At 33.5% G+C, this 18,223-nt stretch carries 23 protein-coding genes; 6 read left to right on the forward strand and 17 right to left on the reverse strand.

The annotated features are described in order from the left end of the window. Nucleotides 1-54 precede the first annotated feature (54 nt). Both EG814_RS08170 and map read left to right on the forward strand, forming a co-directional pair. Nucleotides 55-792, forward strand: coding sequence for an SDR family oxidoreductase (locus tag EG814_RS08170; RefSeq protein ID WP_125720748.1), 738 nt, complete (start codon nucleotides 55-57; stop codon nucleotides 790-792). A 113-nt stretch (nucleotides 793-905) separates the two neighbouring features. Continuing rightward, on the forward strand, nucleotides 906-1,670 hold the full coding sequence (gene map, locus EG814_RS08175; RefSeq protein WP_125720750.1) for a type I methionyl aminopeptidase: 765 nt from the start codon (nucleotides 906-908) through the stop codon (nucleotides 1,668-1,670). A gap of 48 nt (nucleotides 1,671-1,718) precedes the next feature. Here map and EG814_RS08180 read toward each other — a convergent pair whose 3' ends face one another. Further along, complete coding sequence (locus tag EG814_RS08180; RefSeq protein WP_125720752.1) at nucleotides 1,719-2,114, reverse strand: VOC family protein; 396 nt, start codon at nucleotides 2,112-2,114, stop codon at nucleotides 1,719-1,721. Between the two features lie 134 nt (nucleotides 2,115-2,248). Between EG814_RS08180 and EG814_RS08185 the strand changes: the two genes are divergently transcribed. Next, the gene (locus EG814_RS08185; RefSeq protein ID WP_125720754.1) at nucleotides 2,249-2,599 is read left to right on the forward strand and encodes a DUF2200 domain-containing protein; all 351 of its coding nucleotides are present in this window, start codon (nucleotides 2,249-2,251) and stop codon (nucleotides 2,597-2,599) included. 36 nt (nucleotides 2,600-2,635) lie between these two features. Here EG814_RS08185 and EG814_RS08190 read toward each other — a convergent pair whose 3' ends face one another. The 5 genes from EG814_RS08190 to EG814_RS08210 form a co-directional block, all read right to left on the reverse strand. Next, nucleotides 2,636-3,193, reverse strand: coding sequence for a DUF4256 domain-containing protein (locus tag EG814_RS08190; RefSeq protein WP_125720756.1), 558 nt, complete (start codon nucleotides 3,191-3,193; stop codon nucleotides 2,636-2,638). A gap of 11 nt (nucleotides 3,194-3,204) precedes the next feature. Then, nucleotides 3,205-3,582, reverse strand: coding sequence for a DoxX family protein (locus EG814_RS08195; protein WP_125720758.1), 378 nt, complete (start codon nucleotides 3,580-3,582; stop codon nucleotides 3,205-3,207). A gap of 7 nt (nucleotides 3,583-3,589) precedes the next feature. Then, entirely contained in the window at nucleotides 3,590-4,057 is a 468-nt protein-coding gene (locus EG814_RS08200; RefSeq protein ID WP_125720760.1) for an SRPBCC domain-containing protein, read from the reverse strand. Between the two features lie 3 nt (nucleotides 4,058-4,060). Next, the gene (locus tag EG814_RS08205) at nucleotides 4,061-4,378 is read right to left on the reverse strand and encodes an ArsR/SmtB family transcription factor (protein WP_125720762.1); all 318 of its coding nucleotides are present in this window, start codon (nucleotides 4,376-4,378) and stop codon (nucleotides 4,061-4,063) included. Nucleotides 4,379-4,529: 151 nt separating this feature from the next. Next, nucleotides 4,530-5,582 carry a linear amide C-N hydrolase gene (locus EG814_RS08210; protein WP_125720764.1) on the reverse strand — a complete coding sequence of 351 codons (1,053 nt, stop codon included), beginning with the start codon at nucleotides 5,580-5,582 and terminating at the stop codon, nucleotides 4,530-4,532. A 226-nt stretch (nucleotides 5,583-5,808) separates the two neighbouring features. Here EG814_RS08210 and EG814_RS08215 point away from each other — a divergent pair, with 226 nt between their 5' ends. Beyond that, nucleotides 5,809-6,783 (forward strand): alpha/beta fold hydrolase, encoded by a 975-nt coding sequence (locus EG814_RS08215; protein ID WP_125720766.1) that lies wholly within the window; start codon nucleotides 5,809-5,811, stop codon nucleotides 6,781-6,783. A 22-nt stretch (nucleotides 6,784-6,805) separates the two neighbouring features. Here EG814_RS08215 and abc-f read toward each other — a convergent pair whose 3' ends face one another. The 10 genes from abc-f to EG814_RS08260 all read right to left on the reverse strand — a co-directional run bounded on the left by abc-f (nucleotide 6,806) and on the right by EG814_RS08260 (nucleotide 14,526). Then, nucleotides 6,806-8,392, reverse strand: coding sequence for a ribosomal protection-like ABC-F family protein (gene abc-f / locus EG814_RS08220; RefSeq protein WP_125720768.1), 1,587 nt, complete (start codon nucleotides 8,390-8,392; stop codon nucleotides 6,806-6,808). A 205-nt stretch (nucleotides 8,393-8,597) separates the two neighbouring features. Further along, a complete protein-coding gene (locus EG814_RS08225; RefSeq protein ID WP_235830933.1) occupies nucleotides 8,598-8,966 on the reverse strand; it encodes a hypothetical protein in 369 nt (122 codons plus the stop codon). Nucleotides 8,967-9,181: 215 nt separating this feature from the next. Further along, a complete protein-coding gene (locus EG814_RS08230; RefSeq protein ID WP_125720772.1) occupies nucleotides 9,182-10,114 on the reverse strand; it encodes a transglutaminase in 933 nt (310 codons plus the stop codon). An 18-nt stretch (nucleotides 10,115-10,132) separates the two neighbouring features. Beyond that, nucleotides 10,133-10,984 (reverse strand): substrate-binding domain-containing protein, encoded by an 852-nt coding sequence (locus tag EG814_RS08235; RefSeq protein WP_125720774.1) that lies wholly within the window; start codon nucleotides 10,982-10,984, stop codon nucleotides 10,133-10,135. A 249-nt stretch (nucleotides 10,985-11,233) separates the two neighbouring features. Then, nucleotides 11,234-11,710: a DUF4265 domain-containing protein gene (locus tag EG814_RS08240; RefSeq protein ID WP_125720776.1), complete on the reverse strand. Its 477-nt coding sequence runs from the start codon at nucleotides 11,708-11,710 to the stop codon at nucleotides 11,234-11,236. A gap of 3 nt (nucleotides 11,711-11,713) precedes the next feature. Further along, nucleotides 11,714-11,908 carry a hypothetical protein gene (locus EG814_RS21335; protein ID WP_394343507.1) on the reverse strand — a complete coding sequence of 65 codons (195 nt, stop codon included), beginning with the start codon at nucleotides 11,906-11,908 and terminating at the stop codon, nucleotides 11,714-11,716. Next, entirely contained in the window at nucleotides 11,814-12,101 is a 288-nt protein-coding gene (locus tag EG814_RS08245; RefSeq protein ID WP_235830934.1) for a VOC family protein, read from the reverse strand. Before EG814_RS08245 ends, EG814_RS21335 begins: the two co-directional genes overlap by 95 nt. 25 nt (nucleotides 12,102-12,126) lie before the next feature. Further along, nucleotides 12,127-12,996 carry a nucleoside phosphorylase gene (locus EG814_RS08250; RefSeq protein ID WP_125720778.1) on the reverse strand — a complete coding sequence of 290 codons (870 nt, stop codon included), beginning with the start codon at nucleotides 12,994-12,996 and terminating at the stop codon, nucleotides 12,127-12,129. A gap of 130 nt (nucleotides 12,997-13,126) precedes the next feature. Further along, entirely contained in the window at nucleotides 13,127-13,459 is a 333-nt protein-coding gene (locus tag EG814_RS08255; RefSeq protein ID WP_125720780.1) for a translation initiation factor, read from the reverse strand. A gap of 116 nt (nucleotides 13,460-13,575) precedes the next feature. Then, the gene (locus EG814_RS08260) at nucleotides 13,576-14,526 is read right to left on the reverse strand and encodes an isopenicillin N synthase family dioxygenase (protein ID WP_125720781.1); all 951 of its coding nucleotides are present in this window, start codon (nucleotides 14,524-14,526) and stop codon (nucleotides 13,576-13,578) included. A 188-nt stretch (nucleotides 14,527-14,714) separates the two neighbouring features. On the opposite strand from EG814_RS08260, the gene EG814_RS08265 reads away from it, so the two are divergent. Next, nucleotides 14,715-16,691 (forward strand): alpha-ketoacid dehydrogenase subunit alpha/beta, encoded by a 1,977-nt coding sequence (locus tag EG814_RS08265; RefSeq protein ID WP_125720783.1) that lies wholly within the window; start codon nucleotides 14,715-14,717, stop codon nucleotides 16,689-16,691. Between the two features lie 375 nt (nucleotides 16,692-17,066). On the opposite strand, the gene EG814_RS08270 is transcribed toward EG814_RS08265, so the two are convergent. Further along, nucleotides 17,067-17,468 carry a glyoxalase gene (locus tag EG814_RS08270; protein ID WP_125720785.1) on the reverse strand — a complete coding sequence of 134 codons (402 nt, stop codon included), beginning with the start codon at nucleotides 17,466-17,468 and terminating at the stop codon, nucleotides 17,067-17,069. 101 nt (nucleotides 17,469-17,569) lie between these two features. Between EG814_RS08270 and EG814_RS08275 the strand changes: the two genes are divergently transcribed. Further along, nucleotides 17,570-17,989, forward strand: a complete 420-nt coding sequence (locus EG814_RS08275) for a hypothetical protein (RefSeq protein WP_125720788.1) — start codon at nucleotides 17,570-17,572, stop codon at nucleotides 17,987-17,989. Nucleotides 17,990-18,223 lie beyond the last annotated feature (234 nt).

The following is an 18,223-nucleotide window of genomic DNA, read 5'->3' on the forward strand; positions in this document are numbered from 1 at the left end:
TGTTTTTGTTTTTAATCGATGCAACTTTGCCTCAGATAATTTAAATAGATAAAAATGAAAACAGTATTAATTACAGGCGCAAATAGAAGCATTGGTTTAGAAACGGCTAAACAGCTTTCAACAAAAGGATTATTCGTTTATTTAGGAACACGTGATCTTGCAAAAGGAGAAGAAGTTGTAAAAGAATTGAATGAAAAAGGATTTGAAAATATTCAAGCCATTCAAATTGATGTTACCAATGCAGAAAGCATTTTAGCAGCAAAAAATAGAGTAGAAAAGGAGCAAGGCAAACTGGATATTCTGATTAATAATGCTGGAATTCTAGGAGATATTCCGCAAGGAGCTTCGACAACTTCTATAGAAAGCATTCAAAAAGTTTTTGATACGAATTTCTTCGGAGTGATAAGCGTTACGCAGACTTTCATGGAACTATTAAAAAAATCTGATAGTCCTAGAATCAGCAACATTACTTCAGGATTAGGTTCGCTTACTTTGCACAGCGATCCAACTTGGAAATATTATACCATAAAAGCGGTTTCGTATGTTTCTTCTAAAACGGCTTTAAATGCGTTCACAGTGACTTTATCTCATGAACTAAAAGAGCTGAATTTCAAGGTAAATTCAATAGATCCTGGCTATACAGCAACCGATTTTAATCATCACAGCGGACCTCAAAGTGTAGAAAGCGCGGCAAGTTTTATTATTAAACATACTTTAGTGGATGAAAACGGGCCGACAGGAAAATTCTTTAGTCCGGATATAGAAAATGAAACACAAGAAAGTCCTTGGTAAAAAAGAAAAAACCTTTCAAAGTCAGTGATTTTGGAAGGTTTTAGCATTTAAATAACGCTTCATTCTAGAGAAAATGGTAATTTTAGCCCATTAATAATTCTAAGGAAGAAACGATGTCTATTACAACAGAAGCCGAATTAGCAGGAATGAAAAAAGCGAGTGAAGCAGTTGCATTCACTTTAAAAGAAATGAGGAAATTTGCCAAACCTGGAATGTCCACAAAAGAATTGGACGATTATGGTGGACAAATTTTAAATGATTTGGGAGCAAAATCTGCACCCTATCTAACTTACGGATTTCCTGGTTGGACTTGCATTAGTGTTGATAACGAATTTTGCCACGGAATTCCATCTGAGAAAAGAATCTTGAAGGAAGGCGATTTAATTAATATTGATGTTTCGGCTGAGTTAGACGGATTTTGGTCAGATAACGGAGGCTCTTTTGTAATTGGTTCGGATATAAATGAACATCAAAAACTAGTTGAAGCTTCTAAAGCTATTTTATATAAAGCAATTCATAATATAAAGGGCGGAGTCCGTATTTCTGATATCGGATTTTTAATTGAAACCGAAGCCAAAAAACGTGGCTATAAAGTGATAAAAAATTTAACGGGACATGGAGTAGGAAGAAGCCTTCATGAAGCACCACATGAAATTGCCAATTATAGAGATCGTTTTAACCAAACGAGATTCAAGAAAAATTCTGTAGTTGCCATTGAAACCTTTATTTCTACAGCTTCTACGTATGCTGAAACCTTACAAGATGGCTGGACAATGGTTGGAAACAAAGGCGGTTTTATGGCTCAGCACGAACATACAATTGTGGTCACAGAAGGAAAACCAATTATTCTAACAGAAATGAATGAAATTTGGAATTAAAAAAATCCATATAAAAAACTCCATTAGAAATAATGGAGTTTTTGATTTTTAAACCGCTTCCCAAAGCTCTATTTTGTTGCCTTCAGCATCCATAATATGAACAAACTTACCATAATCGTAAGTTTCGATATTATCAAGAATGGTAACACCGTTTTCTTTTAATTGCTTTACCAAACCTTCTATATTTTGCACACGATAATTAATCATAAAATCTTTTTTGGAAGGCGAGAAGTAATCGTCTCCTTTTTGAAAAGGACTCCATTGCAGAGAGTTTATCTTATCTGGATTGTTTAAATCTCTCGATTCAAAAGTCGAACCCCAATCGTTTGTATCTAATCCTAAATTTTTGGAATACCAGTTTTTGGTTTCATTTGGATTATCCGAAAAAAAGAAAATGCCTCCAATTCCAATCACTTTTGCTGTTTTATCATCTTGATTTTCCATAGCAATAACTATCTAAATTTCTAAAATTGATCTTTTTTTTAATCAACCTAAGGTATTAAAATAATACTTGCATTTTCATTTTTTATTGTTTTGAACTATATTTACATTAACCTTTTAAGTAAAATAATACTACAATGAAAACGGAAAGAATTTACAAAATACTATTTTCTAGCGTATATCCATTATACATTCAAAAAGTCGAAAAAAAGGGACGAACAAAAGAAGAATTAGATACTGTAATTAAATGGCTTACAGGATATAGTGATGATCAAATTAAAGAACAAATTGAAAAGAAAGTAGATTTTCAGACTTTTTTTGCTGAGGCTCCAGAACTTAATCCGAATGCTTCTAAAATTACGGGAGTTATTTGCGGTTATAGAGTAGAAGAGATAGAAGATCCGCTAATTCAGAAATTGCGATATCTAGACAAACTAGTCGATGAAATTGCCAAAGGCAGAAAAATGGAAAAAATTTTAAGAGAATAAAAAAAGACCTTCAAATTATTTGAAGGTCTTTGATTTTTAAACTCGTAATAAACCGCGAAAACCTCTCGCAGCATAATAAGAATCGGCACCGTTATGATATACAAAAACGGTATTGTATCTGAAATCGGAGAATATGGCGCCTCCTAATTTTCGTATTTCTGGCGGCGTTAAAATCCAGCTCGAAGTTTTAGCGTCAAATTTTCCTAGCTTTTGCAATTCTTTGTATTGTTCTTCGCTTAATATTTCAATTCCCATTTCCTGCGCCATATTTATAGCGCTGTCTGCAGGTTTATGTTCTTTTCTTTTTTCGAGCGCTTCATGATCGTAGCAAATGCTTCGTCGCCCTTTCGGACTCTCAGCAGAACAATCTACAAAAAGATATTCGTCCGTCTTTTTATCGTAACCTATAACATCGGGTTCGCCTTCGGTTCTTTCCATTTCGTCAAGCGATCCTAATTTTGCTGGATTTGCTTTTAGTTTAGCTTCAATTTTTGCCCATTCCAGATTTTCATGGCGGTTTTTATTGTTCTCAAAACGTTTTTCAAGAATACTCAAAAGTTCGTCTTGCTCGTTTGCTGTCAGTTGTTTTTTCATGTTCTTAAATTTTAATTAGAAGTGCATTTTCTATTTTCTGGTGTGAAATACCAAGAAGTTACAGTTAAAACAATTAATAAAATTGGTCCGAAAAGCGCTGACGCATCATCTCCAACGGCTAAATGCGAAATAACCGCTCCAGACATTGCAAAAAAGAAACCGGCATAAGCCCATTCTTTTAATAAACCAAATTTCGGAATTAAAATGACAATAACACCCAAAAGTTTCCAAACTCCCAAAAGCGTTAAAAAATAAAGCGGATAGCCCAGATGCTGCATCATTTCAGCTTCTTCTTTCACTGGTATAAGCTGTACAATCCCAGTTGCTGTCATTCCTAGTGCCAACCAAAGCGTAGCAATCCAGTAAATAATTCTATTACGTTTTGTCATGATTATTTTATTTTAGGTTAGTTACAATTTCTTCCAGTTTGTTATGCGCCATATTTAAACCTTGAGCAAATGGCAGTTTTAATTGCGTCATTCTATGCTCAACCGATTTGTAAATAATCTGCATCGTTAATTTGCTTGTTTCATCCGTTATTTTTTCGAACTCCAAAAATTCCAACTGAGGTGCAAAATTGATATTATCCATTTCAAAAGTGCGAACAATTTTTTCGTTTGGAACAAAATCATGAATAGCACCATTTGCTTTAAAAACTACATTTCCATTGGCATCGCTGGTTTCAAACTCCCATCCGCCATGTTTCTTATTTTCTAGTTTTACAACTTTTGTTCCCATCCATTGCGCCACAATTTCAGGTTCAACATAAGCTTTAAATAATAATTCTACTGGCAGATCAAATTCTCTTGTAATGATAAGATCGTGCCTGTCATCTTCTGCGTGAATTTTTGTTTTCTTTTCCATAGTTTATTTTTTATAGTTTTTCATAATTGCTTCTAACTTATTAAAACGTTCGTCCCACATTTTTCTAAATGGCTCGATGAATTGATCAATTTCTTTCATTTTTTCTGGATTTAAATGATAATAAATTTCTCTTCCGCTTTGAGTTTGATGTAGTAATTCGCATTCGCTTAGAATTTGAATATGTTTAGAAATCGTCTGTCTTGACGAATTAAAATTCTCGGCAATTGTTCCAGGAGTCATGGCCTGAACAGCAACTAAACTTAAAATAGCTCTTCTTGTAGGATCTGCTATTGCTTGAAAAACGTCTCTTCTAATTTCCATTGCGCAGTTATTTGACTGCAAATATAATGCAATCATTTGACTGCACAATATGAAATTTGAAAAATTTCAAAAATTTCAAGAAAAGAAATTCCAAATTCCAAACACTAAGGGAAATGGAATTTGGAATTTTAAAAATTGGAATTTTGTATATTCAATCTAAACCAGCAAACTGAAAAGGTTTAGCTTCTTTAAAGTTTATAAGAGAATCTCCAGAATAGTTTTCATTATTGGCCAGACTCAGTTTTTTGATTTTTCCTTTTTCGCTAAAATCAATTTTACTGAATTCAACCCAAATCACATTCGGATTTAAAACATTATCAAAATAATACACTAGATTTTTCTGGTCTGCAACCGTTCTCCAACGGGTAGAGGAGATGTTAGGTTCTGTTTCAGACGCAATTCCTAACGGAACAGAGCAATTTCTTATTACGCCAAAAACACTTGCAAGCGCTGTTCTTGTATTATCGGTTTTCGGAATGGCATCTATATAATAAGAGGCTCTTACAAAACGGTCTGCAGCGCGGTTGGTTCCTGGAAGCATAATCGTGCCGGGAATTCCTTTCCAATAAGCATTAATCGCCAATTGCTGATCGAAAATTGGAGAATTGGTCATTGCAACATATTTTCGGTCATGATGAATTACCAGTTTTCCATTTATATATTCAAAAATAGCATTGTCGCCGCTAGAGTCAGATATAGAAAGATGCACGGTAGTAAAAATATTGGTTCCTGGAATGTGTGAAGAAACAATTACAAAATCATTTTTTTCTAATGCGGCAACAGTTTCTGCAACTGTCGAAAAACTATCTAAAACATACTGAAGCCATAAAGAAACAGCTAAGCCTTTTACCTTTCCGTTTTTTTCAAATGCAGGATACTGAGACTCAACCAGCCATAATAGGTTCCCTACAAGTCCCTTTTCATTCATTCCGTCCGAAGAACCAATATCCCATGAACTGGTAATAACACTTCCATATTTAGATTTCCATTTAATGGAACTGGTTCCAGCTTCTCCAGATCTTTCAATTCCTCTTGGAAAAATCCAAAGATTTGCGGGAATTTCTCCACGCCAGTCCATAGAACGAGCAGTAATAATAGTTCCGTTCAAACCTTCGTAAACTATTCTTGTACAAGGTAGTACAGTTTCACTTATTAACAATATAAAAGCTAATAGGGCAGGAAAAATTCTGTTTTTTGGTTTCATAAATTTAGATATTTAATAGACATTAAGTTCTGATTTACAACACTTTGTTTGGGAAGAAAAATAACTCTCTAAGCTTCTCTGCAATTTACAGCTTTTCTGTAGAAAAATGGCTATAAATTGAAAGTTGTAAATAATAATATTATTTAGAATAATTATAAATAGTTTTGAATTCGTTTAAATTAAAACTACTTTTGAAAACCATAGAATATATTTTAAATCCTAAAAAATGACAAAAAAACTACTCAAAATAGTAAAGAAATTATTTTTTATACTTTTAATTCTAATTCTTATCGGATTTTTGTTTGAACAAATTGCTCGTTTTTACTTTGACAATAAATGCCCTGATGACAAAGAATTTGTAGCAATTAATGGCAGAAAAATTCATTATAAAAAGCTAGGAAACGGTCCTTGCACCATAATTTTTGAATCTGGTCTAGGTGGAGATTATCTGCATTGGCAGGATATTCAGAACAAACTTTCTAAAAAATATACTACAATAGCTTACGATAAAGCTGGAATTTTATGGAGCGATCCTTCTAAAGATATTTCACTAAAAAGATATTCTGATGATTTAGAAACCTTACTAAAACAAACCAATTGCCCTAAACCATACATTTTAGTGGGACATTCTTTTGGTGGCATTACTCCGCGATTGTTTATTCAGAAAAACAAAAAAGATATGGCAGGAATTGTTTTTGTTGATGTTTCGCATCCTCAACAGCTAGAAAAATCGTCAGAAGCCTTAAGAAATTCTGTTCAGCCACCGCAAAGAATGCTTTTAAGTTTTTTGAATGAAATTGGCATTATTAGAATTTTGTACAGCTCAACAGCTTTTACAGCTTCCGTTCCAAAAGAACATTGGTTTAATCAAAACGTGAAAAACTATTTTTACCGCATTTTTGATGGTATGATGACCGAACTTGAAAATGATAAAAAATTGATGAAAGAAGCTTCTGAAATAGATGATTTTGGATCAATTCCGCTAACTATAATTACAGCAAAATATCCTGGTGGAGTAGAAGGGGCAAGAGACAAAAAGCTGGAAAAAGAATATTTAGATATTCATAATGCCCTACAAAACGATTTATTGCAGCTATCCACAAACAGCAGACAGATTTTTGCAACAAAAAGTGGTCATTATATTACGCTTCAAGAGCCAGATTTGATTTGTAATGAAGTTGAAAAACTAGCGCCAAGATAAGTTTGGCGCTAGTTTTTTCTTTTTAAAGCAAAATACTTTTTTCAATATTAATTTGCTCTAAGAATGATTGATCGTGCGAAATCACAAGTAGAGTTCCTTGATATTCATTGACAGCCGCGGTCAGAATTTCAATATTTTGAATATCTAAATTGTTTGTCGGCTCATCTAGAATTATAATTTCAGGAGAATCGCTGCTAATAGTCAAACAGCAAAGCATTAAACGCATTCTTTCGCCTCCGCTTAATGCACTGCAAGGCTTATCCCAATCATTTCTAGAAAATAAAAAGCGATTTAGTCTCATTTTTATTTCGTGTTCTTCTAAACCGCAATCATTAAAAAGCTGAGCCTGCTCGTAAATTTTAAGATTTTGATTCAATAAAGAATAATCCTGATCAATATAAATTGCCTTTTTTACTAATGAAGTGATTTGCCCTTTCGTTGGACTCAGTTCTCCAAGAATAATTTTGATTAAAGTTGTTTTTCCCGAACCATTCAATCCTTTTATCGCGAGACGGTCACCAGACAGAATTTCAAAATTGAGATTTTCATTCCACAGCTCTTTTTCGCTATAACTATAATTGAGATCCGAAGCTTTAAACAGAGTTTTGCCCTTTAGAAAAGAAGCATTCTGAAACCCAAATTTCATCTGATCTATCGAAGGCAAAGAAGATCGCAGCTGTCTCAAATCTTCAGAAATACCGCTGATTTTTTCGGCATGAACATCTTTTAGTTTCGAACTGCTATTTTCGGCTTTATTTCGAAGTGTATTCATCATGATTCTAGCAACGCCCGATTTTTCCTGTTTCTTTTTGCCTCGAGAATCTAATTTATTCTGACGTTCGACTGTTTCTCTTTCTTTTTCTTTGGCTTTTCGCAATGCTTTTTCTTTGTTTTGAACATCTTGTTCTAGAGCATTGTTTTCAACTTTTTTCTGTTCGCTATAAAAATCGTAACCACCGCCATAGACCGAAATTTCATTTTGGGTCATTTCTAATGTCTTGTTTAAGATATTAAGCAAAGTTCTGTCGTGGCTTACAATTAGAAGCGTACTTGTAGTTGACTTTATAAAATCGTAAAGCAATGTTCTTGCCTTAAAATCCAAATGATTACTAGGTTCGTCCAGCAAAATTAGCTTTGGTTCATGAATCATAATTCCAGCTAAAAAGACTTTCGTTTTTTGGCCTCCACTTAAGGTTTCCATTTTCTGCTTCAAATCCAAATCCTGCAGCTGCCAATACGATAAAGCTTCATTGCAGCGTTCTTCAATGGTCCAGTCGTCATCCAGTAATTGAAGATTTTCTTCGGTTACCACACCTTCAAGTATTTCTTTAAGTGAAGTTACTTTTTCTTTTATACGTAAAGCTTCAGCGATTGTAAGATCATTAAACTGACCAAACAATTGCGGAACAAAGTAAGGTTTTGAATCTTGAATAATCTGTCCCGAAAAAGCAGCTAATTCGCCTGCAATAATTTTTAATAAAGTTGATTTTCCAACACCATTATTGCCGACCAAAGCGGTTTTATCGTGGTTGTTGAGTGTAAAACTAATGTTTTGAAACAGCATGTCTCTATTCTCATGCTGATAGGAGATATTTTGAAGAATAAGCATAATTCCTTTCTTTTATAGATAAATATTATAGCAGCCATGTAATGTGGTTGCTTACTAAATTTTTCTGAAAGAAATTATTTTTCACATAGAGCGAGACTTATTTAAGAGGTGCAAAGATATTTATTTTAGCTTTAAAAATCAAAAAACCATTCGTTACAATGGTATCGAATGGTTTTTTGTATCGAATTAGAATCTAATTCTTCGTTTAAATTTTATCAAATGTTAGTTTGGCTTCTTTGGTATCTAAAATTAATTTATCTTCTGTTATAGTACTTTCGCAAACATAAGGAGTACCAACTTCATCTTTAATAACAAGCTTTTTGCCTTTTTGTGATAACGCATAAGTCCCGTCTGTGATTTCACGAAGCAAATATCCTGTTACATGTCCATCTTCTGTAAAAGTTAGCATGCCATTGGTTAAAATCGCATTTTTTGTAGAATCAGAAGCAGTTTCTTTTAGTTCTACGGCAGTAACTTTCCATGAATTTATTAGTTTGTTTCTTTTATTATGACATGAAACCAATAATACGACAGCAAAGGCAATTACGAAAGTAAATAATTTTGAGTTTTTCATGATTTTGAGATTAAAAGTTAAACAGGAAAAAGTTACAAAAAAAAATAACATTAAAATATTCGTTATCAAATATTTATAAAGTTTTTTTTTACTTCTAAATTTGAATTGCTTTTAATACGGAAAGCCTTTGTTCTCGGTACTTTAACTGATAACCAAGTATTTACAATTTGCTTGCAAATCTGGTCAAAATTAGTCAGACAAGCTTTTTGAGGCGCTTAGTTAAGTGTCAAAGCTCCCAAAATTTCTTCATACATGAAGGGTCCTCCAGGATAAGTTGCCGTGTAATCTAAGTTCATCCAGACTTGCCCACGTTCATCTATATGATAATGCAGTTTTTTACCATAACTTTCTTTTGCGAAGAGAACATTTTTGATAAGATAATTGACTTTTTCCAAATCAATCATCGAACCGATTAAAATTTCTGGGTAGATATGCCCTTTGGTATGAATAAGACGTGGAGTTCCGCCAATAGAGCGTATGGCCGCAGCCATCAAGATAGAGTGATCATCGCAATCGCCGGAGAAATACTCTAAAGATTCGCTGGCAGTTGCGATGTAATCACCTTCTTTTGGATCGTTTACATAATTCCATCTGCCGTTTATTTCTTTAAAAACAGCAAAACACTGAATGATGGTTCTATAGTCTGAATAGCCTCTTATGCCTTTAAAATGCTTTGTTGTTGCCATAATAGCAAAATTTCGCACTTTAGGATTTTGGTATTCTATTGCATTGATAATCTTTGTTTTATTAGGAAACGGAAGCAGTTTTGCCACAATAATATCTTGCGGAAACGGATTGTCTGACATGGTGTAAACCATAGAATTATAATCTTCTGAGATTTCGCTGAAACCATAATTTCCAATGACCGATCCGTAAAATAAAATTAGGAGATAAACTGCAACACATAAAATAATTATTGTTCTGAGATACATCAGAAGAAAAAAGATTGCAGCAAAAACAAAAATAAAGATAAATACGCGATCTAGATTGAATGCCCATTCCAGATCGATTAAGTTTTGATGCAGTATGATGAAAATCGGTATGGTTATCAATAGACTCAACAGCGAAATAATAATCCTGTCCCACGGGGATTTCACCTGTAGCTTGGATTTTAAATACGGTAAGTCAATTTTAGGGAATTTCATCATACAAATCAAAAAGCAGTATTACAATGCTTTTACTGTTTCTACAAAAATACTTTTTTTATCAATAATTCCCAGATCAAATAATTGATTTTGAATTTTATTAAAAGATTTTTCTGTCAAATTTTTCTGTGACCACTGTGTCAGTTTCAGCCATTCTTTAATATCTTCGGCTTTCTGATTAAACAGTTTAGACAATTTCTTGTCAATTTCTGGAATCTCTTTAAAATCAACCGTCGTTTTATTGATTATTTTAAGGATCTTTTCTACCGTTTTGGCATTCTTTTTTAAGAATTCGTCGCGACCTACAATGATAAATGATGGCCAAGGAGTAGGGCAGTCGTCTATTCTTCTAAAAATTCCTTTGTCTACAAGAGGTTTAGTCATAAAACGCTCCCACATAAAATAATCGGCTTTTTTGTTCGTCAGAGCATCTACAGCGCCATCTATTGTGTTTACGATTTCAAACTGAAGATCATCCATTGCCCAGCCTTGTTCATTTGCATTTACATAAGCCATCAATTGTGATCCTGAACCCAATCTCGAAATAGCCGCTTTTTTGTTTTTAAGATCTCTCAACGTTTGAAAGTCAGAATTAGCATCAACATGAATTCCCCAGATTAAAGGTGATTGAACATAAATCTGGATAATTTTACTCGGATTGCCGGCCGAGATATCTTTTAGAATTCCTTCGGTCAAAATAACAGCAAGATCTGTTTCTCCGTCGCGAAGCATTTGACACATTTTTCCTGTGCCTTCAGGAACATTTGTCCATTGTAAATCGATGTTCTCTTCTTCAAATTCGCCGTTTTCGATACAGAGATGCCACGGCAAATTGAAGTGCTCTGGAACACCCGCAATTTTGACAGTTTTCATTTATTTTAAGTTTAAGTTAAGTTGCTTGGTATGCGTATGCGTAATCTAAATATATAATGTATGGTTAGTTTTGCTTTCTTATTGAAATTAATTTAACACATAGAAACATAGATTTTTAAAGCTTTTAAAGGCGTTTCACTATTTTCAGTCCATCCCGAAGCTTCGGGACTATGTGTTAAAGCTTGCTTTTTCTGTAATCTTAAAAACAAACAATAAAAAATCTATGTTTCTATGTGTTTAGATTAAATTTTAATTTTTTAATAAATCTGCCCTATGTTTTTCTGAAAGGCAAGGTTCTGCAAATTCAATGATTTCTTGAGATTCATATTCATTCAAAATGCTTCTTACCAAAGAATAATCAACATCTTTGCCAATCTCTGCAGCAAAAAAGGTATCGTTTAATGCTTCCGACAAACAATTAATTGCCTTTAACTTTTCTCGAATAATTTCTTTGTCAAAACCTTTTTCTAAAATAGCTATTTGCACAATCGAATTTCCAGAATTCTGAATGGTCTTTCTGTGCATGAATTTTTCTTCTGTTTCATCAAATTCAGCATAAAAAAGATCATCTGTAGCAATCAAAGGCCCGAAAAATGGAATATTATCCAGTTTAAAAAGACCTTTCTCCAAATCTATAATTTCTGCCCACATCGTTTCAGATACTACTTCGTCTAGATAATCACTATAATATTTAAATAGTATTTTTTTATGAGTTTCCTGTTCCATTCTTTAATTTAATTTTGTTGCTTTTAATGGCGAAATTACGATGCGATAACTGTCTGGATCAAGAAACATTCTTCCATTTTCATTCCAGTATGTATTTACTGCTTCAAATAAATTCAATATTATGATCCATAATTTGCATGTACAGCAAATTGTATTTTCTAATTGTATCCGGATAAAGAACCAATATATCATCTTCATCAAAAACGTGAGCCACCTTTGTTACAGATTGCGTAAATTCGAAATGCCAATCTAAATCTGGTTTTCCTATAAAAACGCCATCATAATTGTTGTGATTTTGAAAACCTCCTAAACGTTCAAATCCTAAAACATGGACATAGAAGTTTTCAATTTCCTTTAGATTATTCGTATGCCGTGCAACTCTCAAATGCATCTGAATTTATTGTCGTTTTTTAAAATTATTTCTCTGCCATCTTGTTTAAGGTATAAGCAATTAGCTCATCGACTGCTTTGTACGGATCATTACTAAAAGTTCCGCTTGCACGATTTGCAATAATTGCATTCAACGATAGTGCATTATGTCCTAACAAAGCAGAAAGTCCATAAATAGCTGCCGTTTCCATTTCTAAATTAGTGATTTTAGTTTCATTAAAACTAAAATTATCCATTTTATTATTTAATTCTTCATCCTGAATATTCAAACGCAAAACTCTTCCCTGCGGACCGTAGAATCCGCCAGCAGTTGCAGTAATTCCTTTAAAAATTCGATCAGATTCAATTAATTTTTCCAATGCTTCAGAACATTGCGTTACGTACGGTTTTCCTTTCTTAGGATCCCAATTCGTATGTTTTACAAACGCATCTTCAATTTCTGTAATAGAAACATCGTCGATTAAGTAGGAGCGAAGCATGTTATCTAATCCTAAACCAAATTTAGACATTACAAAGCTGTCAACCGGAATATCTTCCTGCAACGAACCCGAAGTTCCAATTCTAATAATATTCAACGAAATTAAATTTTCTTTTTGCTGACGCGTTTCTAAATCAATATTCACCAAAGCATCAAGCTCATTTAGCACAATATCAATATTATCTGGGCCAATTCCTGTAGAAACAACAGAAATTCTTTTTCCTTTATAAATACCCGTTTGGGTTTTAAATTCTCTTTTTTGAGCAGAATGTTCGATTGAATCGAAAAACTGAGTAATTTTTTCTACTCTATTTTGGTCACCAACAAAAATAATGTCGTGTGCTATATGTTCTGGACGAAGATTTAAGTGATAAACACTCCCGTCTGGATTAAGTATTAATTCTGATGATTGGATCATTTCTTTTAAGGTGCTAAGTTACTAAGGTACAAAGGTTCAAAGGTTCTTCAAAAAATTCCAATTTTTGAAATTCCAAATTCCAAGCATTACGTATTTGGAATTTGGGATTTATCTTTTGGAATTTCATTTTTTATCCTCCAACACGTTTGGTTTTAAAGCCTTTTTCTTTTAAGATTGCCATAATTTTATCTCGATAATCGCCTTGAATTATGATCGAATCGTCTTTAAAAGTTCCGCCAACGCTTAATTTGGTTTTAATTTCTTTGGCTAAGATTTTAAAATCTTCGTTAGAGCCTTCATAACCTTCAATTATAGTCGTTGCTTTTCCTTTTCTTTTTTCAAATTTACAAATCATAGGTTCTTTCTGAACATAGAGAACGTGTTCTTGTTCTTCAACTTGTTCAGACTCATTCGATTCTTCGTGATCTGGAAATAGATTTTTTAATTGATCTTTTAAATCCATAAATTTTTATGCTAAAATAAATTCGAATAAATATAAAAAATTAAATTCCAAATCCCAATACGAGTTTGGAATTTGGAATTTTTTAATCCCGAGGCTTCGGGAGAAATTTAAAAATTTTACTTTTTAATTAAACCTAATTCTACTAAACGTTCGTATAAGAATTCACCAGCAGAAATATCTTCAAATTTCTTTGGATTTTCTTCATCAATACAGTTTTCAAGGCAATCCAGACGCATATCGCTTACTGGGTGCATGAAAAATGGAATTGAATAACGTGAAGTTCCCCACAATTCTCTCGGCGGATTTACCACTTGGTGAATTGTAGATTTTAATTTATTGTTTGTGTGTCGAGATAACATATCTCCAACATTAATCACTAATTCGTCATCTTGCGCAATAGCATCAATCCATTCGCCATCATGATTTTGAACCTGTAATCCTTTACCTTGAGCTCCCATCAAAAGTGTAATCAAGTTGATGTCGCCGTGAGCTGCCGCACGAATAGCATTTTCTGGCTCAGAAGTAATAGGAGGGTAATGAATTGGTCTCAAAATAGAGTTTCCTTCTTTTGCATATTCGTCAAAATAAAACTCATCCAAACCTAAATGTAAAGCCAAAGCTCTTAAAACATAAACACCCGTTTTTTCTAGTTTTTGATATGCTTCTTTACCAACTGCGTTAAAACGTGGTAATTCGGTAACTTCAACATTGTCTGGGTATTCAGAAGCCCATCTTGAATCTTTGTCAACATATTGTCCAAAATGCCAAAATTCTTTCAAGTCTCCTTCTTTTCGTCCTTTAGCATGTTCTTTTCCAAAAGAAACATAGCCTCTTTGTCCGCCAATTCCAGGAATTTCATATTTATGCTTAGTTTCTATTGGCAAGGCGAAAAAATTTCTAATTTCACCATAAAGTTCGTTTACCAATTGATCATCAAGAAAATGACCTTTTAAGGCTACGAAGCCAATGTTTTCAAATGCACTGCCGATTTCATTTACAAATTTTTGTTTACGTTTCGGGTCGTCCGAAAGGAAATCACGTAAGTCTACACTAGGAATGTTTTGCATACTTTACATTTTTTATTTAAAGAAAGAAAGGTGTCATAAGTACCTTTCGCTAACAAAGGTATAGAATATTTTAGAAAATAATCTTACGCTCAGGCATTAAAGCTTGCTTCGAATTAAATTTTTATTCCCAAAACCTATAAAATTAACGCAAATTGTTATATTTGAAACACTAAAAAACAAAAAATTACATGATTTTTTACCGACAAAACCTTACTGACGCCGAGTTATTAGATTTATATAAAAAAATATTAAAACCAAGACTGATCGAAGAAAAGATGCTCATCTTGATTCGTCAGGGAAAAGTCTCCAAATGGTTTTCGGGAATAGGGCAAGAGGCTATTGCTGTTGGGGTTACCACTGTTTTAGACCAATCAGAATACATTCTTCCAATGCATAGAAACCTTGGAGTTTTTACTACTAGAGAAATTCCGCTTCATCGTTTATTCTCGCAATGGCAAGGAAAAGCAAATGGTTTTACAAAAGGCCGCGATAGAAGTTTTCACTTCGGAACTCAAGAATACAATATTATTGGAATGATTTCGCATTTGGGTCCGCAATTAGGAATTGCTGATGGAATTGCACTAGCCAATAAACTTCAAGACAATAAAAAAATTACCGCTGTTTTTACTGGCGAAGGTGCTACAAGTGAAGGCGATTTTCATGAGGCTTTAAATATTGCAGCCGTTTGGAAACTGCCTGTAATGTTTATTATTGAAAATAATGGTTACGGACTTTCGACACCGACTAACGAACAGTACGCTTGTGAAAACCTTGCCGATAAAGGTATTGGTTACGGAATTGAAAGCTGGATTATTGACGGAAATAATATTGTGGAAGTTTATAATAAATTGTCTCAGCTTAAGAAAGAAATGCAAGAGAATCCGCGTCCGATTTTATTAGAATTTAAGACTTTCAGAATGCGCGGGCATGAAGAGGCGAGTGGCACAAAGTATGTTCCGCAGGATTTAATGGATCAATGGGAATTGAGAGATCCTGTTACCAATTATAGAAAATATTTGACCGAAAACGGAATTCTGACTGCCGAAGCAGATGAACAACTTCACGCTGAAATAAAAAAGGAAATTGATGAAAATTGGGCTATGGCAAATGCCGAACCTGAAATTGAACCAACTTACAACGGAGAGTTAGATGATGTATACAAACCTTTTGATTATGAAGAGTATACTCATGGAGAAGAAGTAGAAAACATTCGTTTTATAAATGCCATTAGAAACAGTTTAGAGCAATCTATGTGGCGCCATAAAAACCTAGTGATTATGGGGCAGGATATTGCAGAATATGGAGGAGCTTTTAAAATAACAGAAGGTTTTGTTGATGCCTTTGGAAAAGACCGAATTCGAAATACACCAATCTGCGAAAGCGCTGTTGTTTCTACCGGAATGGGATTGTCTATAAATGGATATAAAGCTATTATAGAAATGCAATTTGCCGATTTTGTTTCTACAGGATTTAATCCGATTGTGAATCTGTTGGCAAAATCGCATTACCGCTGGGGCGAAAATGCCGATGTTGTGGTTAGAATGCCTTGCGGCGGCGGAACACAAGCTGGACCATTTCATTCGCAAACCAACGAAGCTTGGTTTACCAAAACTCCAGGTTTAAAAGTAGTTTATCCAGCTTTTCCTTATGATGCAAAAGGGCTTTTAAATACCTCTATTAACGATCCGAATCCGGTATTATTCTTCGAACATAAATTATTGTATCGCAGTATTTATCAAGATGTTCCTAAAGATTATTATACCATTCCTTTAGGTAAAGCCGCTTTGGTTAAAGAAGGAAAATCGGTAACTATTATTTCATTTGGAGCACCAGTTCATTGGGCTTTAGAAACATTGGCTAACAATCCAGAAATTGATGCCGATTTAATTGATTTAAGAACTTTACAGCCTTTGGATACTGAAACTATTTTTGAGTCGGTTAAAAAGACTGGAAAAGCGATTATCTATCAAGAAGACACTATGTTTGGCGGAATCGCAAGCGATATTTCTGCTTTAATTATGGAAAATTGTTTTGAATATTTAGACGCTCCTGTAAAACGTGTAGCAAGTTTAGATTCTCCGATTCCGTTTACTAAAGCTTTGGAAGATCAGTTTTTACCTAGAAATAGATTTGAGGAAGCTCTGTTTGAGCTTTTAAAATATTAAGCTTTTGCGTATCTTTTTTAACGCAAAGTGCGCTAAGATTTTTTTTTAAAGCTTGCGTTTATTTTTGCGTTGAATAAGTTCGCAAAGCTAGATTTGTTAACCCGACAGGTTTTTGAAACCTGTCGGGTTTATATTTTGAAATCTTTTTTGATCTCTGTATTTTTTAACGCAAAGAGCGCTAAGTTTTTGTGTTTATCAGTGCGCTGAGTGAGTTCGCAAAGCTGGATTTGTTAAACCCGACAGGTTTTTGAAACCTGTCGGGTTTATATTTTAAAAATCCTTTTAATCTTATAATCTGTGGCTTTTTTAAATGCTAAGTAGTATGATTCAGAACAGAAAAACTTAGAATCTTAGTAGCTCATTAGCTTAGCACCTTTATTTAACTTCTACCTCAAAAAGCTGTACTTTAGATTTCAGTCTTTCAATAACCAAATTCATCATTCGCTTATTTAAATTAGAAGAATTCTGAATATACGTATCGTATTCCTCAATCGTAAAAAGAGCCATTACGATTCCTTTTAACGAATTTCTGAATTTAATATCCTTCTGAATGGAATTTTCAATAGTTTGAAGTTTCTTTTCTACCGAATAAGAATAGAAATCTCGTTTGTTTTTATTGATATAATTTATAAAAACTGCCAAAAACAAATCGTTTTGCAATTTTAGAATCGGCCTGATTGTCTGGTTTTGAAAGATCTCATCTGGTGAAGATTGAGCACTTACGGTTCCTAAAGTTTCGCCTCTGAATTCTCTTAAAAAAGTGTCTCTGTCTTCCATGGTGGTTTTTATTTAAATTTAGCGAAAAATAAAATACTAAAAGTCTATTTTTGTTTTAAATGTAAATTATTTATAAACCGTTATAGTTGAAAAAAAATAGCATGAAAACATCTTTTATCTTAATTATATCCAGTCTGTTTCTGATTGTTTCCTGTATTTCTAAAGAAAACAGCTATAAAGAGGTGCATTATCAGTCCGTAAATGGAAAAGATACTGCAATTTTGGCTTTAAAAATTAGCGAGAAACGTTTTTTTGGACGTTATGAAATTTTCTATAATAAAATTGGAAAAGATTCTGGAGATGTTCGCGGCAATATAAACGGTGATACTTTGCGAGGAGATTATCATTTTATTTCGCAAGGCGGAAGCTGGAAAAGAATTCCGTTGGCTTTATTAAAAAAGAATAAACAGCTTATTCAAGGAAAAGGCGCAATTGGAACGTATATGAATCTTCCTTGCTTTTATCCAGGAACTTTGAGTTATAAAAATCCCGATTTCGTTTTTGAAGAGGTTAAGAAATGATTTTTTTATCGCAAAGGTCGCTAAGATTCTTTTAAGCTAGACGTAGCACAAACGCTAAGTTCGCAAAGCTTTGTGTTTAATTTTTGCCACAGATTATTTTGATTAAAAGGATTTAAATCTGTGCTAATCTGTAAAATCTGTGGCTAAATTTTACTGCAAAGGGCGCAAATTTTTTTACATATTAAATCTTCTAGAAAACGCAAAGTTCGCAAAGCTTTATACATCTAGCTTTGC

The organism is Flavobacterium ustbae, assembly GCF_003946915.1.
GTDB classification, from domain to species: Bacteria; Bacteroidota; Bacteroidia; order Flavobacteriales; family Flavobacteriaceae; genus Flavobacterium; species Flavobacterium ustbae.